Source organism: Mesorhizobium sp. WSM4810 (assembly GCF_055811235.1).
This window is the reverse complement of record NZ_JBVVQV010000012.1, coordinates 11,941-26,035: the sequence shown is the minus strand read 5'-3', so window position 1 is coordinate 26,035 and position 14,095 is coordinate 11,941. Positions and strand designations below refer to the sequence as shown.

12 protein-coding genes are annotated in these 14,095 nt (G+C 64.1%); 9 read left to right on the top strand and 3 right to left on the bottom strand.

Going from position 1 to position 14,095, the window contains the following annotated elements:
• The 9 genes from AC0L3O_RS18415 to AC0L3O_RS18375 all read left to right on the top strand — a co-directional run bounded on the left by AC0L3O_RS18415 (position 1) and on the right by AC0L3O_RS18375 (position 10,451).
• Positions 1–1,512: an aldehyde dehydrogenase family protein gene (locus AC0L3O_RS18415; protein WP_473616257.1), complete on the top strand. Its 1,512-nt coding sequence runs from the start codon at positions 1–3 to the stop codon at positions 1,510–1,512.
• Between the two features lie 59 nt (positions 1,513–1,571).
• Positions 1,572–2,825, top strand: a complete 1,254-nt coding sequence (locus tag AC0L3O_RS18410) for an ABC transporter substrate-binding protein (protein ID WP_036262246.1) — start codon at positions 1,572–1,574, stop codon at positions 2,823–2,825.
• A gap of 164 nt (positions 2,826–2,989) precedes the next feature.
• Complete coding sequence (locus AC0L3O_RS18405; protein WP_091600425.1) at positions 2,990–3,946, top strand: carbohydrate ABC transporter permease; 957 nt, start codon at positions 2,990–2,992, stop codon at positions 3,944–3,946.
• Positions 3,943–4,887, top strand: a complete 945-nt coding sequence (locus AC0L3O_RS18400; RefSeq protein WP_091600410.1) for a carbohydrate ABC transporter permease — start codon at positions 3,943–3,945, stop codon at positions 4,885–4,887. The genes AC0L3O_RS18405 and AC0L3O_RS18400 overlap by 4 nt, the downstream gene beginning before the upstream one ends.
• A 4-nt stretch (positions 4,888–4,891) precedes the next feature.
• Entirely contained in the window at positions 4,892–6,007 is a 1,116-nt protein-coding gene (locus AC0L3O_RS18395) for an ABC transporter ATP-binding protein (RefSeq protein WP_128173791.1), read from the top strand.
• A gap of 5 nt (positions 6,008–6,012) precedes the next feature.
• Positions 6,013–7,515, top strand: a complete 1,503-nt coding sequence (locus tag AC0L3O_RS18390; protein ID WP_473616256.1) for a GMC oxidoreductase — start codon at positions 6,013–6,015, stop codon at positions 7,513–7,515.
• Between the two features lie 208 nt (positions 7,516–7,723).
• Positions 7,724–8,485, top strand: a complete 762-nt coding sequence (locus tag AC0L3O_RS18385; RefSeq protein ID WP_473616255.1) for a 3-ketoacyl-ACP reductase — start codon at positions 7,724–7,726, stop codon at positions 8,483–8,485.
• 12 nt (positions 8,486–8,497) lie between these two features.
• Positions 8,498–10,126, top strand: coding sequence for a GMC family oxidoreductase (locus tag AC0L3O_RS18380; protein ID WP_473616253.1), 1,629 nt, complete (start codon positions 8,498–8,500; stop codon positions 10,124–10,126).
• 10 nt (positions 10,127–10,136) lie between these two features.
• A complete protein-coding gene (locus tag AC0L3O_RS18375; RefSeq protein WP_473535883.1) occupies positions 10,137–10,451 on the top strand; it encodes a Dabb family protein in 315 nt (104 codons plus the stop codon).
• A 104-nt stretch (positions 10,452–10,555) separates the two neighbouring features.
• Here the strand turns inward: AC0L3O_RS18375 and AC0L3O_RS18370 are convergent, their stop codons facing one another.
• The 3 genes from AC0L3O_RS18370 to AC0L3O_RS18360 all read right to left on the bottom strand — a co-directional run bounded on the left by AC0L3O_RS18370 (position 10,556) and on the right by AC0L3O_RS18360 (position 13,969).
• Positions 10,556–11,401: an EamA family transporter gene (locus tag AC0L3O_RS18370; protein ID WP_473616252.1), complete on the bottom strand. Its 846-nt coding sequence runs from the start codon at positions 11,399–11,401 to the stop codon at positions 10,556–10,558.
• A 7-nt stretch (positions 11,402–11,408) separates the two neighbouring features.
• Positions 11,409–12,323 (bottom strand): endonuclease/exonuclease/phosphatase family protein, encoded by a 915-nt coding sequence (locus tag AC0L3O_RS18365; protein ID WP_473616251.1) that lies wholly within the window; start codon positions 12,321–12,323, stop codon positions 11,409–11,411.
• A 95-nt stretch (positions 12,324–12,418) separates the two neighbouring features.
• Positions 12,419–13,969: a cation:proton antiporter gene (locus AC0L3O_RS18360; protein ID WP_473616249.1), complete on the bottom strand. Its 1,551-nt coding sequence runs from the start codon at positions 13,967–13,969 to the stop codon at positions 12,419–12,421.
• Between the last annotated feature and the right edge of the window lie 126 nt (positions 13,970–14,095).

Genomic DNA, 14,095 nt, shown 5'->3' with positions numbered 1-14,095 from the left:
ATGAACTTGCCCCTCACCATCGCCATGCCCGCCGAGGCATCCGCAGCACCGAAGACCTACCGGCTGCTGATCGACGGCAAGTTCGTCGATGCCCGCGACGGCCGCACGCTGGAGCGCAACAGCCCCGGCCACGGCTTCACCGTTTCGCGCTATGCGCAAGCCGGCGAAGAGGAAGTCGAGGCGGCGGTACAGGCCGCGCACAAGGCCTTCGAGACCGGCCCCTGGCCGCGCATGAAGGCCGGCGAGCGCGCCGCGATCCTGCTCAAGGCGGCGGACCTGATCGAAGCGCGGCTCGAGGCGATTGCCCGGCTCGACGCGCTGGAATCCGGCAAGCCGATCACCCAGGCGCGTGGCGAGATCGGCGGCGCCGTCGACATCTGGCGCTATGCCGCGGCGCTTGCCCGCACGCTCCATGGCGAGAGCTACGCCAATCTCGGCGACGCCATGCTGGGCGTCGTGCTGCGTGAACCGATCGGCGTCGTCTCGATCATCACGCCATGGAATTTTCCGTTCCTCATCGTCAGCCAGAAACTGCCGTTCGCGCTCGCCGCCGGCTGCACGGCTGTGGTCAAGCCGAGCGAGATGACCTCGGCCTCGACCTTCGTGCTCGGCGACATCCTGATGCGGGCCGGCTTGCCGGACGGCGTCGTCAACATCCTCGCTGGCCTGGGCGCCGATGTCGGCGCGCCGATGGTCGCCCATCCGCTGGTCGAGATGGTGTCGTTCACCGGTTCCACCCGGGTCGGCAAGGTGACCATGGCATCGGCTGCGAACGCGCTGAAGAAGGTCTCGATGGAGCTCGGCGGCAAAAACGGCCAGATTGTCTTTCCAGACGCCGACCTCGAAGCCGCCGCAGACGCGGCGGTGTTCGGCGGCTTTTTCAACGCCGGCGAATGCTGCAACGCCGGCAGCCGGCTAATCGTCCACGAGGCGATCGCCGACGATTTCCTCGACGCGGTGAAGGCGCTCACCGCAAGGGTCATCGTCGGCGATCCGCTCGACGACAGCACCAAGGTCGGCGCGATGATCTCTTCCGAGCACCTTTCCAAGGTCGCCGGCTACGTGGCGGCGGCGGCAAACGACGGCAGCAGCGTCTATAGCGGCGGCAAGCAGATCGCCTCCAATGCCGGTCAGTATCTCGACCCGACTATCCTTCGCGGCGTCACCGAAGACATGGCCATTGCACGTGAAGAAGTGTTCGGCCCGGTGCTCTCGGTGCTGACGTTTGAATCGATTGAAGAGGCGTTGCGCATCGCCAACAACACGCCCTATGGTCTATCGGCGGGTGTGTGGAGCGCCAGCATCGACACCTGCATGTCGGTGGCGCGGAGTGTGCGTTCGGGAACCGTTTGGGTGAACACGTTCATGGAAGGTTATCCCGAGCTGCCTTTCGGAGGCTACAAGCAATCCGGTCTCGGACGCGAACTCGGCAAGCGCGCCGTCGAGGATTATACCGAGGAAAAGACAATCCAGTTTCATCGCGGCCAGCGCACCGGATGGTGGGTCGGCTGAGCTGTGAAGAACCCGGCGGACAGCCGCCGGTCGTGTAGCTGCAACAAGGGAGGAAGTACATGTTGCGCAAACTGCTTATCGGAACGGCTCTCGGCTCGGGTCTTGCGTTCGCGGCCCATGCCCAGGACGTCAAGGAAGTCGAGATGCTGCATTGGTGGACGTCTGGCGGCGAAGCGGCTGCCTTGAACGTGCTCAAGGAGGATCTGGCCAAGCAAGGCTTTGCCTGGAAGGACGTGCCCGTGGCCGGCGGCGGCGGCGACGCCGCCATGACCGCGCTGAAGGCGATGGTTGCGGCGGGCAACTACCCGACCGCCTCGCAGATGCTCGGCTATACCGTGCTCGATTACGCCGCGGCCGGCGTGATGGGCGACCTGACCGAGACGGCGGTAAAGGAAGGCTGGGACAAATCCGTGCCGGCCGCCCTGCAGAAATTCTCGGTCTATGACGGCAAGTGGGTCGCGGCTCCGGTCAACGTCCACTCGGTCAACTGGCTGTGGATCAACAAGGCGGTGATGGACAAGATCGGCGGCACCGAGCCCAAGACCTTCGACGAATTCATCGCGCTGCTCGACAAGGCCAAGGCGGCGGGCGTCATCCCGCTCGCGCTTGGCGGCCAGAACTGGCAGGAAGCCACCATGTTCGATTCCGTCGTGCTGTCGACCGGCGGACCTGAGTTCTACAAAAAGGCCTTCAACGACCTCGACGAGGAGCAGCTGAAATCCGACACGATGAAGAAGTCGTTCGACAACCTTGCCAAGCTCGTCACCTATGTCGACCCGAACTTCTCCGGCCGCGACTGGAACCTCGCCACCGCCATGGTCATCAAGGGCGATGCTCTGGTGCAGGTGATGGGCGACTGGGCCAAGGGCGAATTCAACGCCGCCAAGAAGACGCCGGGCACCGACTTCCTGTGCTATCGCTTCCCGGGCACCGACGGCAGCGTGGTCTACAACTCCGACATGTTCGGCATGTTCGACGTTCCGGAGGACCGAAAGGCCGCCCAGGTCGCCTTGGCCACCGCAACTTTGTCGAAGAGCTTCCAGTCGGCCTTCAACGTCGTCAAGGGCTCGGTCCCGGCCCGCACCGACGTGCCCGACACCGACTTCGACGCTTGCGGCAAGAAGGGCATGGCCGACCTGAAGGCCGCCAACGAAGGCGGCACGCTGTTCGGTTCGCTGGCGCAAGGCTATGGCGCGCCGCCCGCCGTCGCCAATGCCTACAAGGACGTCGTCTCGAAATTCGTCCACGGCCAGATCAAGACCTCGGACGAGGCCGTGACCCAATTGGTCAACGCAATCGAAGACGCCAAATAAGAACCGGCATGAAAGGACCTTCCCCGCTCCGGTGGGGAAGGTTCCACCAAGCCAGGATGGTCGGCTTCTGGTCGGAATGGCGCCGGCGATCAACCAACACGCCCCGTCTCGACGGGGCTATCCTTCCCCGCCTGGCGGTGAAGGGACCCGCGAGGGAGGAGCCCATGACAACGGTCGCAACCCAGATCAAGCTGACGCCGGAGCATAATGCGCGCCCGGGCGCGTCGGTGCGTTCGCGCCTGCAGGACGCGCTGCCGAAGATCGTGCTGGCGCCAAGCTTTGCGATCACCATCGTCTTCGTCTACGGCTTCATCCTGTGGACGGTCTATCTGTCCTTCACCAACTCCAAGACCTTCCCGTCCTATGCGCTAACTGGGCCGCGTGCCTATCAGAGGCTATGGCGCTGGACCTTCGAGAGCGACCCGCCGTCGAGCTGGTACACGTCGATCACCAATATGGGCATTTTCGGCTTTCTCTACATCTTCATCTGCCTGGCGCTCGGCCTTTTCCTGGCCATCCTGCTCGACCAGAAGATCCGTGGCGAAGGCATGTTGCGGCCGATCTATCTCTACCCGATGGCGCTGTCCTTCATCGTCACCGGCGTCGCCTGGAAATGGTTCCTCGATCCCGGCCTCGGCCTGGAGCAGACGCTGCATCAATGGGGCTGGACGAGCTTCCATTTCGACTGGATCAAGAACAAGGATTTCGTCATCTACACCGTGGTGATCGCCGGCGTCTGGCAGGCCTCGGGTTTCATCATGGCGATGTTCCTGGCCGGCCTGCGCGGCATCGACGGCGAGATCATGAAGGCGGCGCAGATCGACGGCGCCACCACGGTCCAGCTCTATCGCCGGATCGTCATCCCGCTGCTGCGGCCGGTCTTCCTCTCGGCCTTCATCGTGCTCGCTCACCTCGCCATCAAGTCCTACGATCTGGTCGTAGCACTGACCAGCGGCGGGCCGGGCGGCTCGGCCTGGCTGCCGTCGAACTTCATGTATGAGTACACTTTCAAGCGCAACGAAATGGCCGTCGGCTCGGCCAGCGCCGTGATCATGCTGATGACCATCACCGCGATCATCGTGCCCTATCTCTATTCCGAGCTCAGGGAGCGGCCGCGATGAGCGTCATTGCCACGCCCACTCGCCAGAGCACTGGCGGCATCAGCGCCAGGACCGTCAACCGCATCGTCATCTACGGCCTGCTGGCGCTGTTCGCGCTGTTCTACCTGATGCCGCTGTTCGTCATGCTGGTGACCTCGTTCAAGACCATGGACGAGATCCAGAACGGCAACATGCTGGCGCTGCCGCAGGCGCCGACCTTCGAGCCGTGGCTGAAGGCGTGGGGCGAGACCTGCGTCGGCCTGACCTGCGCCGGCATCAAGGGCTATTTCTGGAATTCCATCAAGATGGTGGTTCCGGCGGTGCTGATCTCGACGCTGCTCGGCGCGCTCAACGGCTATGTCCTGACCAAATGGCGCTTCCGCGGCCACACGCTGGTTTTCGGGCTGATGCTGTTTGCCTGCTTCATCCCTTTCCAGTCGGTGCTGTTGCCGATGGCGACGATCCTCGGCAGCCTCGGCCGCTTCGGCGTGACGCTGCGAAACGCAACGGGATTTTCATTCGGCTTGGGCAATCCGACGGTCAATCTGGTCTTTGTCCACGTCGTCTACGGGCTCGGCTTCACCACCTTGTTCTTCCGCAATTATTACGAGGCGTTCCCGACCGAACTGGTCAAGGCGGCACAGGTCGACGGAGCCAGCTTTTTCCAGATTTTCCGGCGCATCATGCTGCCGAATTCAATGCCGATCTTCGTCGTCACCGTCATCTACCAGTTCACCAACATCTGGAACGACTTCCTGTTCGCCTCGGCCTATGCGGGCACCGGCGACGCGATGCCGATGACCGTGGCGCTGAACAACGTCGTCAACACCTCGACCGGTGTCGTCGAATACAACGTCAACATGGCGGCGGCGATGATCGCCGCACTGCCGACCCTTCTCGTCTATGTGGTCGCTGGCCGCTATTTCGTGCGCGGCCTGATGGCCGGCGCCGTCAAAGGATAATCGAATGGCTTTTCTCGAAATTGATGGGCTGAGGAAGCGGTTCGGATCGGTCGAGATCCTGAAGGGCATCGACGTTGATCTCGAAAAGGGCGGCTTCCTCGTGCTGGTCGGCCCGTCCGGCTGCGGCAAGTCGACCTTGCTCAACACCATCGCCGGCCTGGAAACTATCACCGAAGGCGAAATCCGTGTCGACGGACGCACGATCAACGATCTCCACCCCTCGAAGCGCGACATCGCCATGGTGTTCCAGAGCTATGCGCTCTATCCGAACATGACCGTCGCGGGAAACATTGCCTTCGGCATGGAGATGCGCGGCGTGCCGGCCCACGAGCGCCAGAAGGCGATCGACAAGGTGGCGAAGGTGCTGCAGATCGGCCACCTCCTGCAGCGCAAGCCGAGCCAGCTTTCCGGCGGTCAGCGTCAGCGCGTCGCCATGGGCCGGGCGCTGGTGCGCGACCCCAAGCTGTTTCTCTTCGACGAGCCGCTCTCCAATCTCGACGCCAAGCTGCGCGTCGACATGCGCATCGAGATCAAGCGGCTGCACGCAACCACCGGCACCACGATCGTCTACGTCACCCACGACCAGATCGAAGCGATGACGCTGGCCACCAAGATCGCGGTGATGCGCGACGGCGAGGTGCAGCAATTCGGCACGCCTGCCGAAATCTACAACAACCCGACCAATCTGTTCGTCGCCGACTTCATGGGCTCGCCGGCGATGAACCTGATCCCGGCGACGATCGGCGGCAATGGCAATGCGCTTTCCGTGGTGCTGCAGCGCGAGGCGCGCGAGCCGATCTCGCTGCCGCTGGCCGATGCGCCGACTGGTCTGTCGGCATTCCACGACAAGCCGATCATTTTTGGCGTCCGTCCCGAGGCCCTGACCGATCCTGAAGGAGCCGAACGCAACGCATCGAACATCGCCACCGCCGACTGTCACATTGAGGTTGTGGAACCGGCGGGGTCCGACACCTTCGCCGTCACCAATCTCGGCGGCAAGGCGGTGGTGGCGCGTCTGCGCGCCGACGCCAACATCCAGCCGGGCACGGTCACGCCGCTCGCCTTCAACCTGACCAAGGCGGTGTTCTTCGATCCGGCGACCGAGAACCGCATCCTCTGACAGCCATGACAAACCCGGACATCGTCATTATCGGCTCCGGCATCGGCGGCGCCACGATCGCTTCCGGCCTTGCCGGCAGTGGCGCCTCGATCCTGATGCTGGAGCGCGGCGAACCGCTGCCGGCGACGCCGCACACGCGCGACACGCGCGCCATCTTCGTCGACGGCCACTACCGGCCGAAGGAGATGTGGCGCGAGGCCGGGGGTGCTGCGTTCAATCCCGGCAATTATTACTATGTCGGCGGCAATTCGAAATTCTATGGCGCGGTGCTGATCCGCTACCGCAGGGAAGACTTTTCCGTCATGGAACACTATGGCGGCGTCTCGCCGGCCTGGCCGTTCTCCTATGAGGAATTCGAGCCGTGGTATTCCAGGGCCGAGCAGCTTTTTCGCGTGCGCGGCGCACTCGGCGAAGACCCGACCGAACCGTTCCACTCGATCCCCTACCCCTTCGGGCCGGTGCCGGACGAGCCGCCGATCGCCCGCGCCCGCGCCGAACTCATGGGCCTCGGCCTGCATCCGGCATCGCTGCCGCTCGGCGTCGACATCGATGCCTGGCTAAAGGACGGCAAGACAGGCTGGGACGCGTTTCCCAACACCGGGACCGGCAAGGTCGACGCCCAATCGGGGCCGCTGACAGCGGCACTTGCCGACCGGAACATCAGGCTCGAGACCGGTGCTCATGTCGAATACCTCGAAGCCTCACCGGATGCCACGACGATCGCAGCCGTTCACTATCGCCAGGACGGCATACTGAAGAAAGTGACGCCGAAACTGGTCATCCTCTCGGCCGGAGCGGTCAATTCCGCCGCCATCCTGCTGCGTTCGCCGTCCCCGAACGGAAACGGCCTTGCCAACCGCTCCGACCAGGTCGGCCGCAACTTCATGAACCACAATTCGAGCGCCATGCTGGCGATCGATCCGCGCCGCAGGAACACCTCCGTCTACCAGAAGACGCTGATGCTCAACGACTACTACCTATCCGACGGCAAGGGCGGCAAGCCGCTCGGCAACGTCCAGCTTCTCGGCAAGATCGACGGTCATATCCTGAGGGCCAACGTCAAGCTTGCACCCAAATTCGCGCTGGACTTCATGGCCGCCCACGCCGTCGACTGGTACCTGATGTGCGAGGACCTGCCAGACCCCGAAAGCCGCATCATGGTCGACGGCAAGGACATCGTCATGCAGTGGCGGCGCTCCAACATGCAGTCGCTCGACGGGCTGACCAAGGTGATGCGCGAGAACTTCCGCGCCTGCGGCTATCCGATCGTCCTGTCGCGGCCTTTCGACAAGCGCACGCCGTCGCACCAGTGCGGCACGGTCAAGATGGGCGACGATCCGGCAACCTCGCCGCTCGACCCGTTCTGCCGCTCGTTCGACCACAAGAACCTGTTTGTCGTCGACGCTGGCTTCCTGCCGAACTCGGCCGCAGTCAATCCGGCGCTGTCGATCGCCGCACAAGCGCTGCGCGTCGCCCACCATATCCGCAAGAGCGAGCTTGTCCTATGATCGGTCTGCGCCGCCCCTCATCCGCCTGCCAGCACCTTCTCCCCGTGAACGGGGAGAAGCCCGCTGGCCGCAACCTCGCCGCCTTTTTTGCAACGCTGACGATTGGCAAAGCAGGCGATGAAGGCGTCCTTCTCCCCGTCACTATACGGGGAGAAGTGCCCGGCAGGGCGATGAGGGGCGGCGCTGACGTCCAAAGGAACATCTTCACATGAGCCGTCCGGCAGCCATCGTCACCGGCGGCGCGCGCGGCATCGGCCTTGCCTGCGCCGAGGCGCTGGCCGATGCCGGCTTCGATATCCTTGTCGTGGACCTTGCCGAAAAAGCCGGCGACGGGGTTGCCGCTGACATCACCGCCCGCGGCGCGACATTCGCCTACCATTGCGGCGACATTGCCGACCTCGACGACCATGCCGCATTGGTCGATGCCGCGACGAACGCCTTCGGCCGCATCGACTGCCTGGTCAACAATGCCGGCATCGGCGCCGTGGTACGTGGCGACCTGCTGGAATTGAAACCGGAAAACTTCGACCGGATCCTCGCCATCAACCTGCGCGGCACCATCTTCCTCAGCCAGGCCGTTGCCAGGGCGATGCTTGCGGCGCCGGGTGACCACCCAAAATCGATCATCACCATCACCTCGGTCAGCGCCGAAATGGCCTCGCCGGAACGTGCCGACTATTGCATCTCCAAGGCCGGACTTTCGATGTGGGTGAAAACCTTGGCGCTACGCCTCGCCGCCGAAAATATCGGCGTGTTCGAGGTGCGGCCGGGCATCATCCGCACCGACATGACCGCAGGGGTAATGGCCAAATACGACGCGCTGATCGACGGCGGTCTGGTGCCGGCCAAGCGCTGGGGCGAAGCCGCCAATGTCGGCGCCGCCATAGTGGCACTCGCCGGCGGCAAGCTCGGCTTTTCGACCGGCTCGATCATCAATGTCGACGGTGCGCTGTCGGTGCCGAGGCTGTGAACAGGTGACGCCATGACCGACTACATCATCGTCGGCGCCGGCCCGGCCGGCTGCGTGCTGGCCAACCGGCTGAGCGAAGAGCCATCGAATTCAGTGCTGCTGCTCGAAGCGGGCGGCAAGGACTGGCACCCGCTGATCCACATGCCGGCCGGTTTCGCCAAGATGACCAAGGGCATCGCCGCCTGGGGCTGGTCGACCGTGCCGCAAAAGCACATGAAGGACCGCGTCTTCCGATACACGCAGGCCAAGGTGATCGGCGGCGGCTCCTCCATCAACGCCCAGATCTACACACGCGGCAATGCCCGCGACTACGACGCCTGGGAGAAGGACGAGGGCCTTGCCGGCTGGGGCTATCGCGACGTGCTGCCCTATTTCAAGCGGGCCGAGAACAACCAGCGCTACGCCAACGATTTTCACGGCGACCAGGGTCCGCTCGGCGTGTCGAACCCGATTGCGCCGCTGCCGATCTGCGAGGCTTATTTCCGCGCCGGACAGGAGATGGGCATTCCCTTCAATCCAGACTTCAACGGGGTAGCCCAAGAAGGCGTCGGTTATTATCAATTGACCCAGAAGGACGCGAGACGCTCCTCTGCCTCGGTCGCCTATCTCAGGCCGATCCGCGCACGAAAAAACCTGACCGTCAGGACCGATGTGCTGGTCACGCGCATCGTCATCGACAAGGGCCGCGCCGTCGGTGTCGAGATCGTCGACAGGCCGGGCGGCGAGAAGAAAATCCTGCGCGCCGAGCGCGAAGTGATCGTCTCGTCCGGCGCCATCGGCTCGCCGAAGCTGCTGATGCAGTCGGGCATCGGCCCGGCCAACCATCTGAAGTCGGTCGGCGTGACGCCGGTGCACGACCTGCCCGGCGTCGGCTCCAACCTGCAGGATCATCTCGACCTGTTCGTCATTGCCGAATGCACCGGCGACCACACCTACGACAACTACGCCAAGCTGCACCGGACGGTGTGGGCCGGCCTGCAGTACCTGCTGTTGAAAAAAGGTCCGGTTGCCTCCAGCCTGTTCGAGACCGGCGGCTTCTGGTACGCCGACCCGACCGCCGCCTCGCCCGATATCCAGCTGCATCTCGGCCTCGGCTCCGGCATCGAGGCCGGTGTCGAAAAACTGAAAAATCCGGGCGTGACGCTGAACTCGGCCTTCCTGCGCCCTCGATCGCGCGGCACGGTGCGGCTGAACAGCGCCGACCCCGCCGACCGCCCGCTGATCGACCCGAACTACTGGTCCGATCCCTACGATCGCGACATGTCGATCAAGGGGCTCAGGCTGGCGCGCGAGATCATGCGGCAGAAAGCGCTGGCCCCCTACGTGCTGCGCGAGGTGCTGCCGGGACCGGCACTCACCAGCGACGACGAGCTGTTCGACTATGCCTGCCGCAGTTCCAAGACCGACCACCACCCTGTCGGCACCTGCCGCATGGGCCATGATGCGATGAGCGTGGTGACGCCCGATCTCAGGCTGCGTGGCATCGAGGGCCTGCGCGTCTGCGACGCCTCGGTGATGCCGCGCATCCCATCCTCCAACACCAATGCGCCAACCATCATGGTCGGCGAAAAAGGCGCCGATCTGATCCTTGGCCGCGACCCGCTGCCGCCGGCCGTGTTTTCCACCAACCAAGCGGCATGAGATCCCAAGAATGATCAGGCACTGTGTTTTCGTTCGATTCCGCAATGACGTCACCGACGACGAGCGCGCGGCCATCCATGCCGACCTCGAGGCGCTGCGGTCGGTGATCGACGGCATGGCCAAGGTCGAATTCAGCGCCAACACCAGCCCAGAGCCGTTCGCGCGCGGCTTCACGCACGGCTTTACCATCGACTTCAGCGATGCCGCCGCACGCGACGCCTATCTGGTGCATGAGGCCCACAGCCGAGCCGGCGCTCGGCTGGTCGCGGCGCTTGAAGGCGGAACCGACGGGCTGATGGTGTTCGACCTCGAGATAGGCGCTTAATGCATGTCGCGCAAAAGTGTGCAGCGGTTTTGCGTTAACGACATGCATAAAACAACAACCTAAAGCGCGTCGCGTGAGGTCGATCGAACGCGACGCGCTTTAGCCTATCCAAGCCTCAGCGCGACGACGCCGGCAACAATACTGAGCACGGCGGCACCGCGCCAGGCGGTCATCTTCTCGCCAAGCGCAAACACCGAGATCATCATGGCGAACAGGATCGAGGTTTCGCGCAGCGCCGCGACCGAGGCGATCGGCGCCTTGGTCATCGCCCACATCACGATCCAGTAGGCGGCGCCGCTGAGCACGCCGGTGTACACGCCCGCCTTCCAGTCGCGCGCCAGCAGCGGCAGCGCCTTTGGTCCGCGGAAGATCAGGCACAGCACCAGCGCCCACAGCGCATCGCAGACGAACAGCCATGCGGCATAGCTCGACGCCGTCGCGGCCAGCCGCGCGCCGCTGCCGTCGGACAGCGTATAGCCGGCGATGAAGATCGAGGTGCCCAGCGCAAAGCCGACGGCGCGCAGGTTCAGCCTTTCCAGATGCGCGCCGCCGCGAAATGACAGCACCAGCGTCCCGGCCGACAAGAGAACAATGCCGACAATGGCGAGCGGCGCCGGAACTTCGGCGACGACCACAATGCCGCCAAGTGCAGCCAGCAACGGTGCCGTGCCGCGCGCCAGCGGATAGGTCTGGGCGAAATCGCCGGCCTTGTAGGCGCCTATCAGGAACGTCCTGTAACCCATGTGGAAGATCACCGAGGCGATGATGTACGGCCACACTTCCGCTTTCGGCACCTCGACAAATGGCAGCGCCAGAAGCGCCACGGCGCCCATGCCGAGCGTCATCAGCGTGATCGACAGGAAGCGGTCGAGATGGACCTTGACCAGCGCGTTCCAGATCGCGTGCATGGCGGCGGCAGCAAGCACCGCGAAGAAGACGGACAAGGTCATCGGCGGCTCATGCGCCTTCGGCCCCCGTCGCGAACGGCGTTTCCAGGTCGATGTCGACCCGCAGCGGAAAATGGTCGGAGGCGATTTCGCCGATATCGGCACTGGCCGAGCGCACCCGTCCCGCCAACATGCCACCGACGAAGCAGTGGTCGAGCCGTCGCTTTGCCAGCCTGCCGTCGATGGTTTTCACATGGGTGTGGAAATCCGCCGTTGGTTCGCCGGCGACGGCGGCGGCATCGACAAAACCGTTGAGATAGGCAGCACCGCGATGGTACGGCGTGCTGCAGACGATGCGCCGGTACTCGGCGCTGCCCGGCTCCATGTTGAAATCGCCCATCCAGATCGCCGCCAGCGGGTTTTCCGGCTCCGGCTCGCCATTGCTCCAGTTGCGCACGGGCTCATCGTCGGCGCCGCTCCACGGGCCGCCGTCGGACGGCGCGCGGCGATGCTCGGCGAGCAGATAGTCGATCTGCTCCAGCCGCTCTTCGGCGGCGATATGCGCCAGATGCAGCGACAGCACCCGCACCGGACCGGCAGGGGTGCGGATCATGCATTCGAGCGCTGCGTTGCGGGTGTTGAGCGGACGCACGGTGCGGCGCAGCGGCAGCGTGTGCAGGCGCGACCAGACGATCGGCAGCCTGGACAGGAGCATGGTGCCGAATTGCCGCCGACGGTTGACGATGCGGCCGTCACGCCGTTCGCTGGCGTCCATGTCGAAGGCCGGCCCATAAACCCAATAATGTTCGGGCAGCAGTCGCGAAAGGATTTCCGGCTGGTCGTCCTCGTTGCTGCGCAGCCAGTGCCGTTCCACCTCCTGCAAGGCGATGATGTCGGCGCCGGCGACGATCTTGGCGCAGCGCGAGAGATCGTAGCGACCGTCGCCGCCGAACCCGTACTGGATGTTGTAGCTGACCAGCTTCATTACTTATCCGGCTCAATTCCCTGAAAGCAGTAGCCGTTGGGCTGATCGGCTGCAATGTGCAGCCGGATACAGAGCGCTTGGGCCAGATAGCGCAGCTAGGTCGTCAACGGCTGGAAACATCCCGGCGGAGAGGCGGCCAGTTCCGACCAGTCGATTTCCTCCTCCAGGCGATGATATGCTTCGTCGCCGATCGTTCCGTCGATGCGCAATTGCTCCAGTGCGTCACGCTGGCTCTTGATGGCATAGAGGCGCAACCTGTCGTACTCGGTCGTAGCCTGGGCGTCCTCCGGGTTTTCAGCGATCGTGCGCTGCGCGGCAAATTGCTCGCGGACCACGGCCGCGGCATTCGATGTCTTGCCGCTCAACACGTCCAGCGCGGCCTGCATGATGGCGACGCGCGCCTGGGCGACTTCGCGGTCGACAATTTCGTCCGGATCGAGACGAAGCAGGCGCAGCAGCGGCTTCAGGCTGATGCCTTGCAGCACCAGGGTGCCGAGGACGACCGAGAAAGCGGCGAGCACGATCGGGTCGCGGCCGGGAAAGTCAGCCGGCAAGGCAAATGCTGCTGCAAGCGTGACCAACCCGCGCATGCCGCACCAGCCGATCAGCACGCCGCCGCGAAACGACGGCGCCTCGGCCTGCCGTTCCGCGTCACCGAAGCTGGCGAGCCACCTCATGATCGCGCCGCATCCCAGCACCCAGACGAGACGCGAGACGATGACGACAGCCAGCACGGCTGCGGCAAAGACAAACGCTTCGACCTGCCCCTGCTCGGCAAGCCGGCCGACGATCGATCGCGCCTGAAGTCCCATCAGGACGAAGGCAAGCACGTTGAGCACGAACACCGCCGTCTCCCAGACCGAATAGGAGCTGACGCGATTTCTGGCCGGCATGCGGCGCGGCGCGGTACGTGCGATGGTCATGGCATAGACGACGATCGTTATGATGGCGGAGAGCCCGATCCTGTCGGCCAGGATCCAGACGCCGAACGTCCCGGCAAATTGCACCACCGTGCCGCTTGCCGGATCTCTGATGCGGCTGAGGGTGACGAGAGACAACCGGCCGAGCACGTAACCAGCGGCAAGGCTGCCGACCGTCGACAGCAAGATCACCGGAACCGCGCTGCTCACCAGGATGGAGCCGGCAGCTGCGGAAACCGCCATGCGGTAGATCAGCAGTGCCGTGGCATCGTTGAGCAGGCTTTCGCCTTGCAGGATCGCGGTGACGCGGTGCGGCACCTTGAACTGTCCAAGCACGGCCGACGCCGCCACGGCATCGGGCGGCGCCACGATCGCGCCCAGCGCAATGGCCGCAGCGATCGGCAGGCCTGCCATCGTCCATCCAACGAGCGCCACGGCAGCGGTGGTGAAAACGACGGCGCCAAGCGCCAGCAAGAAAAGCGGCAGTCTGTAGCGATTGAGATCGCGCAGCGACGTGTCGTAGGCCGCGTCAAGAAGCACCGGCGCGATGAACAAGGCAAGCGCCAGTTCGGGATCGATCTCGATGGTCGGCGCAAACGGCAGGAAGGCGATGCCTGCGCCTGCCAACGCCAGCAACGACGGATAAGGAACCTGGAGACGCCACGACAACGCCGTCAGCGCGACAGCGATCAGCAGGAGAACAAGGGTCAACTCGAAAAGCGCCATGCCTTATCGTAGCGGCGAAGCCGGGCGATTGGCAGGCAAAAAAACGGCGACGGCTTTGGCTGGTGAATGGTGAATGGTGAATGGTGAATGGTGAATGGTGAATGGTGAATGGTCGCTTGCAGAGAA

What these genes read in the sequence shown, in the direction of transcription:
- AC0L3O_RS18415 (WP_473616257.1), top strand. Translation starts at nt 1, where the DNA reads ATGAACTTGCCCCTCACCATCGCCATGCCCGCCGAGGCATCCGCAGCA.
- AC0L3O_RS18410 (WP_036262246.1), top strand. Translation starts at nt 1,572, where the DNA reads ATGTTGCGCAAACTGCTTATCGGAACGGCTCTCGGCTCGGGTCTTGCG.
- AC0L3O_RS18405 (WP_091600425.1), top strand. Translation starts at nt 2,990, where the DNA reads ATGACAACGGTCGCAACCCAGATCAAGCTGACGCCGGAGCATAATGCG.
- AC0L3O_RS18400 (WP_091600410.1), top strand. Translation starts at nt 3,943, where the DNA reads ATGAGCGTCATTGCCACGCCCACTCGCCAGAGCACTGGCGGCATCAGC.
- AC0L3O_RS18395 (WP_128173791.1), top strand. Translation starts at nt 4,892, where the DNA reads ATGGCTTTTCTCGAAATTGATGGGCTGAGGAAGCGGTTCGGATCGGTC.
- AC0L3O_RS18390 (WP_473616256.1), top strand. Translation starts at nt 6,013, where the DNA reads ATGACAAACCCGGACATCGTCATTATCGGCTCCGGCATCGGCGGCGCC.
- AC0L3O_RS18385 (WP_473616255.1), top strand. Translation starts at nt 7,724, where the DNA reads ATGAGCCGTCCGGCAGCCATCGTCACCGGCGGCGCGCGCGGCATCGGC.
- AC0L3O_RS18380 (WP_473616253.1), top strand. Translation starts at nt 8,498, where the DNA reads ATGACCGACTACATCATCGTCGGCGCCGGCCCGGCCGGCTGCGTGCTG.
- AC0L3O_RS18375 (WP_473535883.1), top strand. Translation starts at nt 10,137, where the DNA reads ATGATCAGGCACTGTGTTTTCGTTCGATTCCGCAATGACGTCACCGAC.
- AC0L3O_RS18370 (WP_473616252.1), bottom strand. Translation starts at nt 11,401, where the DNA reads ATGACCTTGTCCGTCTTCTTCGCGGTGCTTGCTGCCGCCGCCATGCAC.
- AC0L3O_RS18365 (WP_473616251.1), bottom strand. Translation starts at nt 12,323, where the DNA reads ATGAAGCTGGTCAGCTACAACATCCAGTACGGGTTCGGCGGCGACGGT.
- AC0L3O_RS18360 (WP_473616249.1), bottom strand. Translation starts at nt 13,969, where the DNA reads ATGGCGCTTTTCGAGTTGACCCTTGTTCTCCTGCTGATCGCTGTCGCG.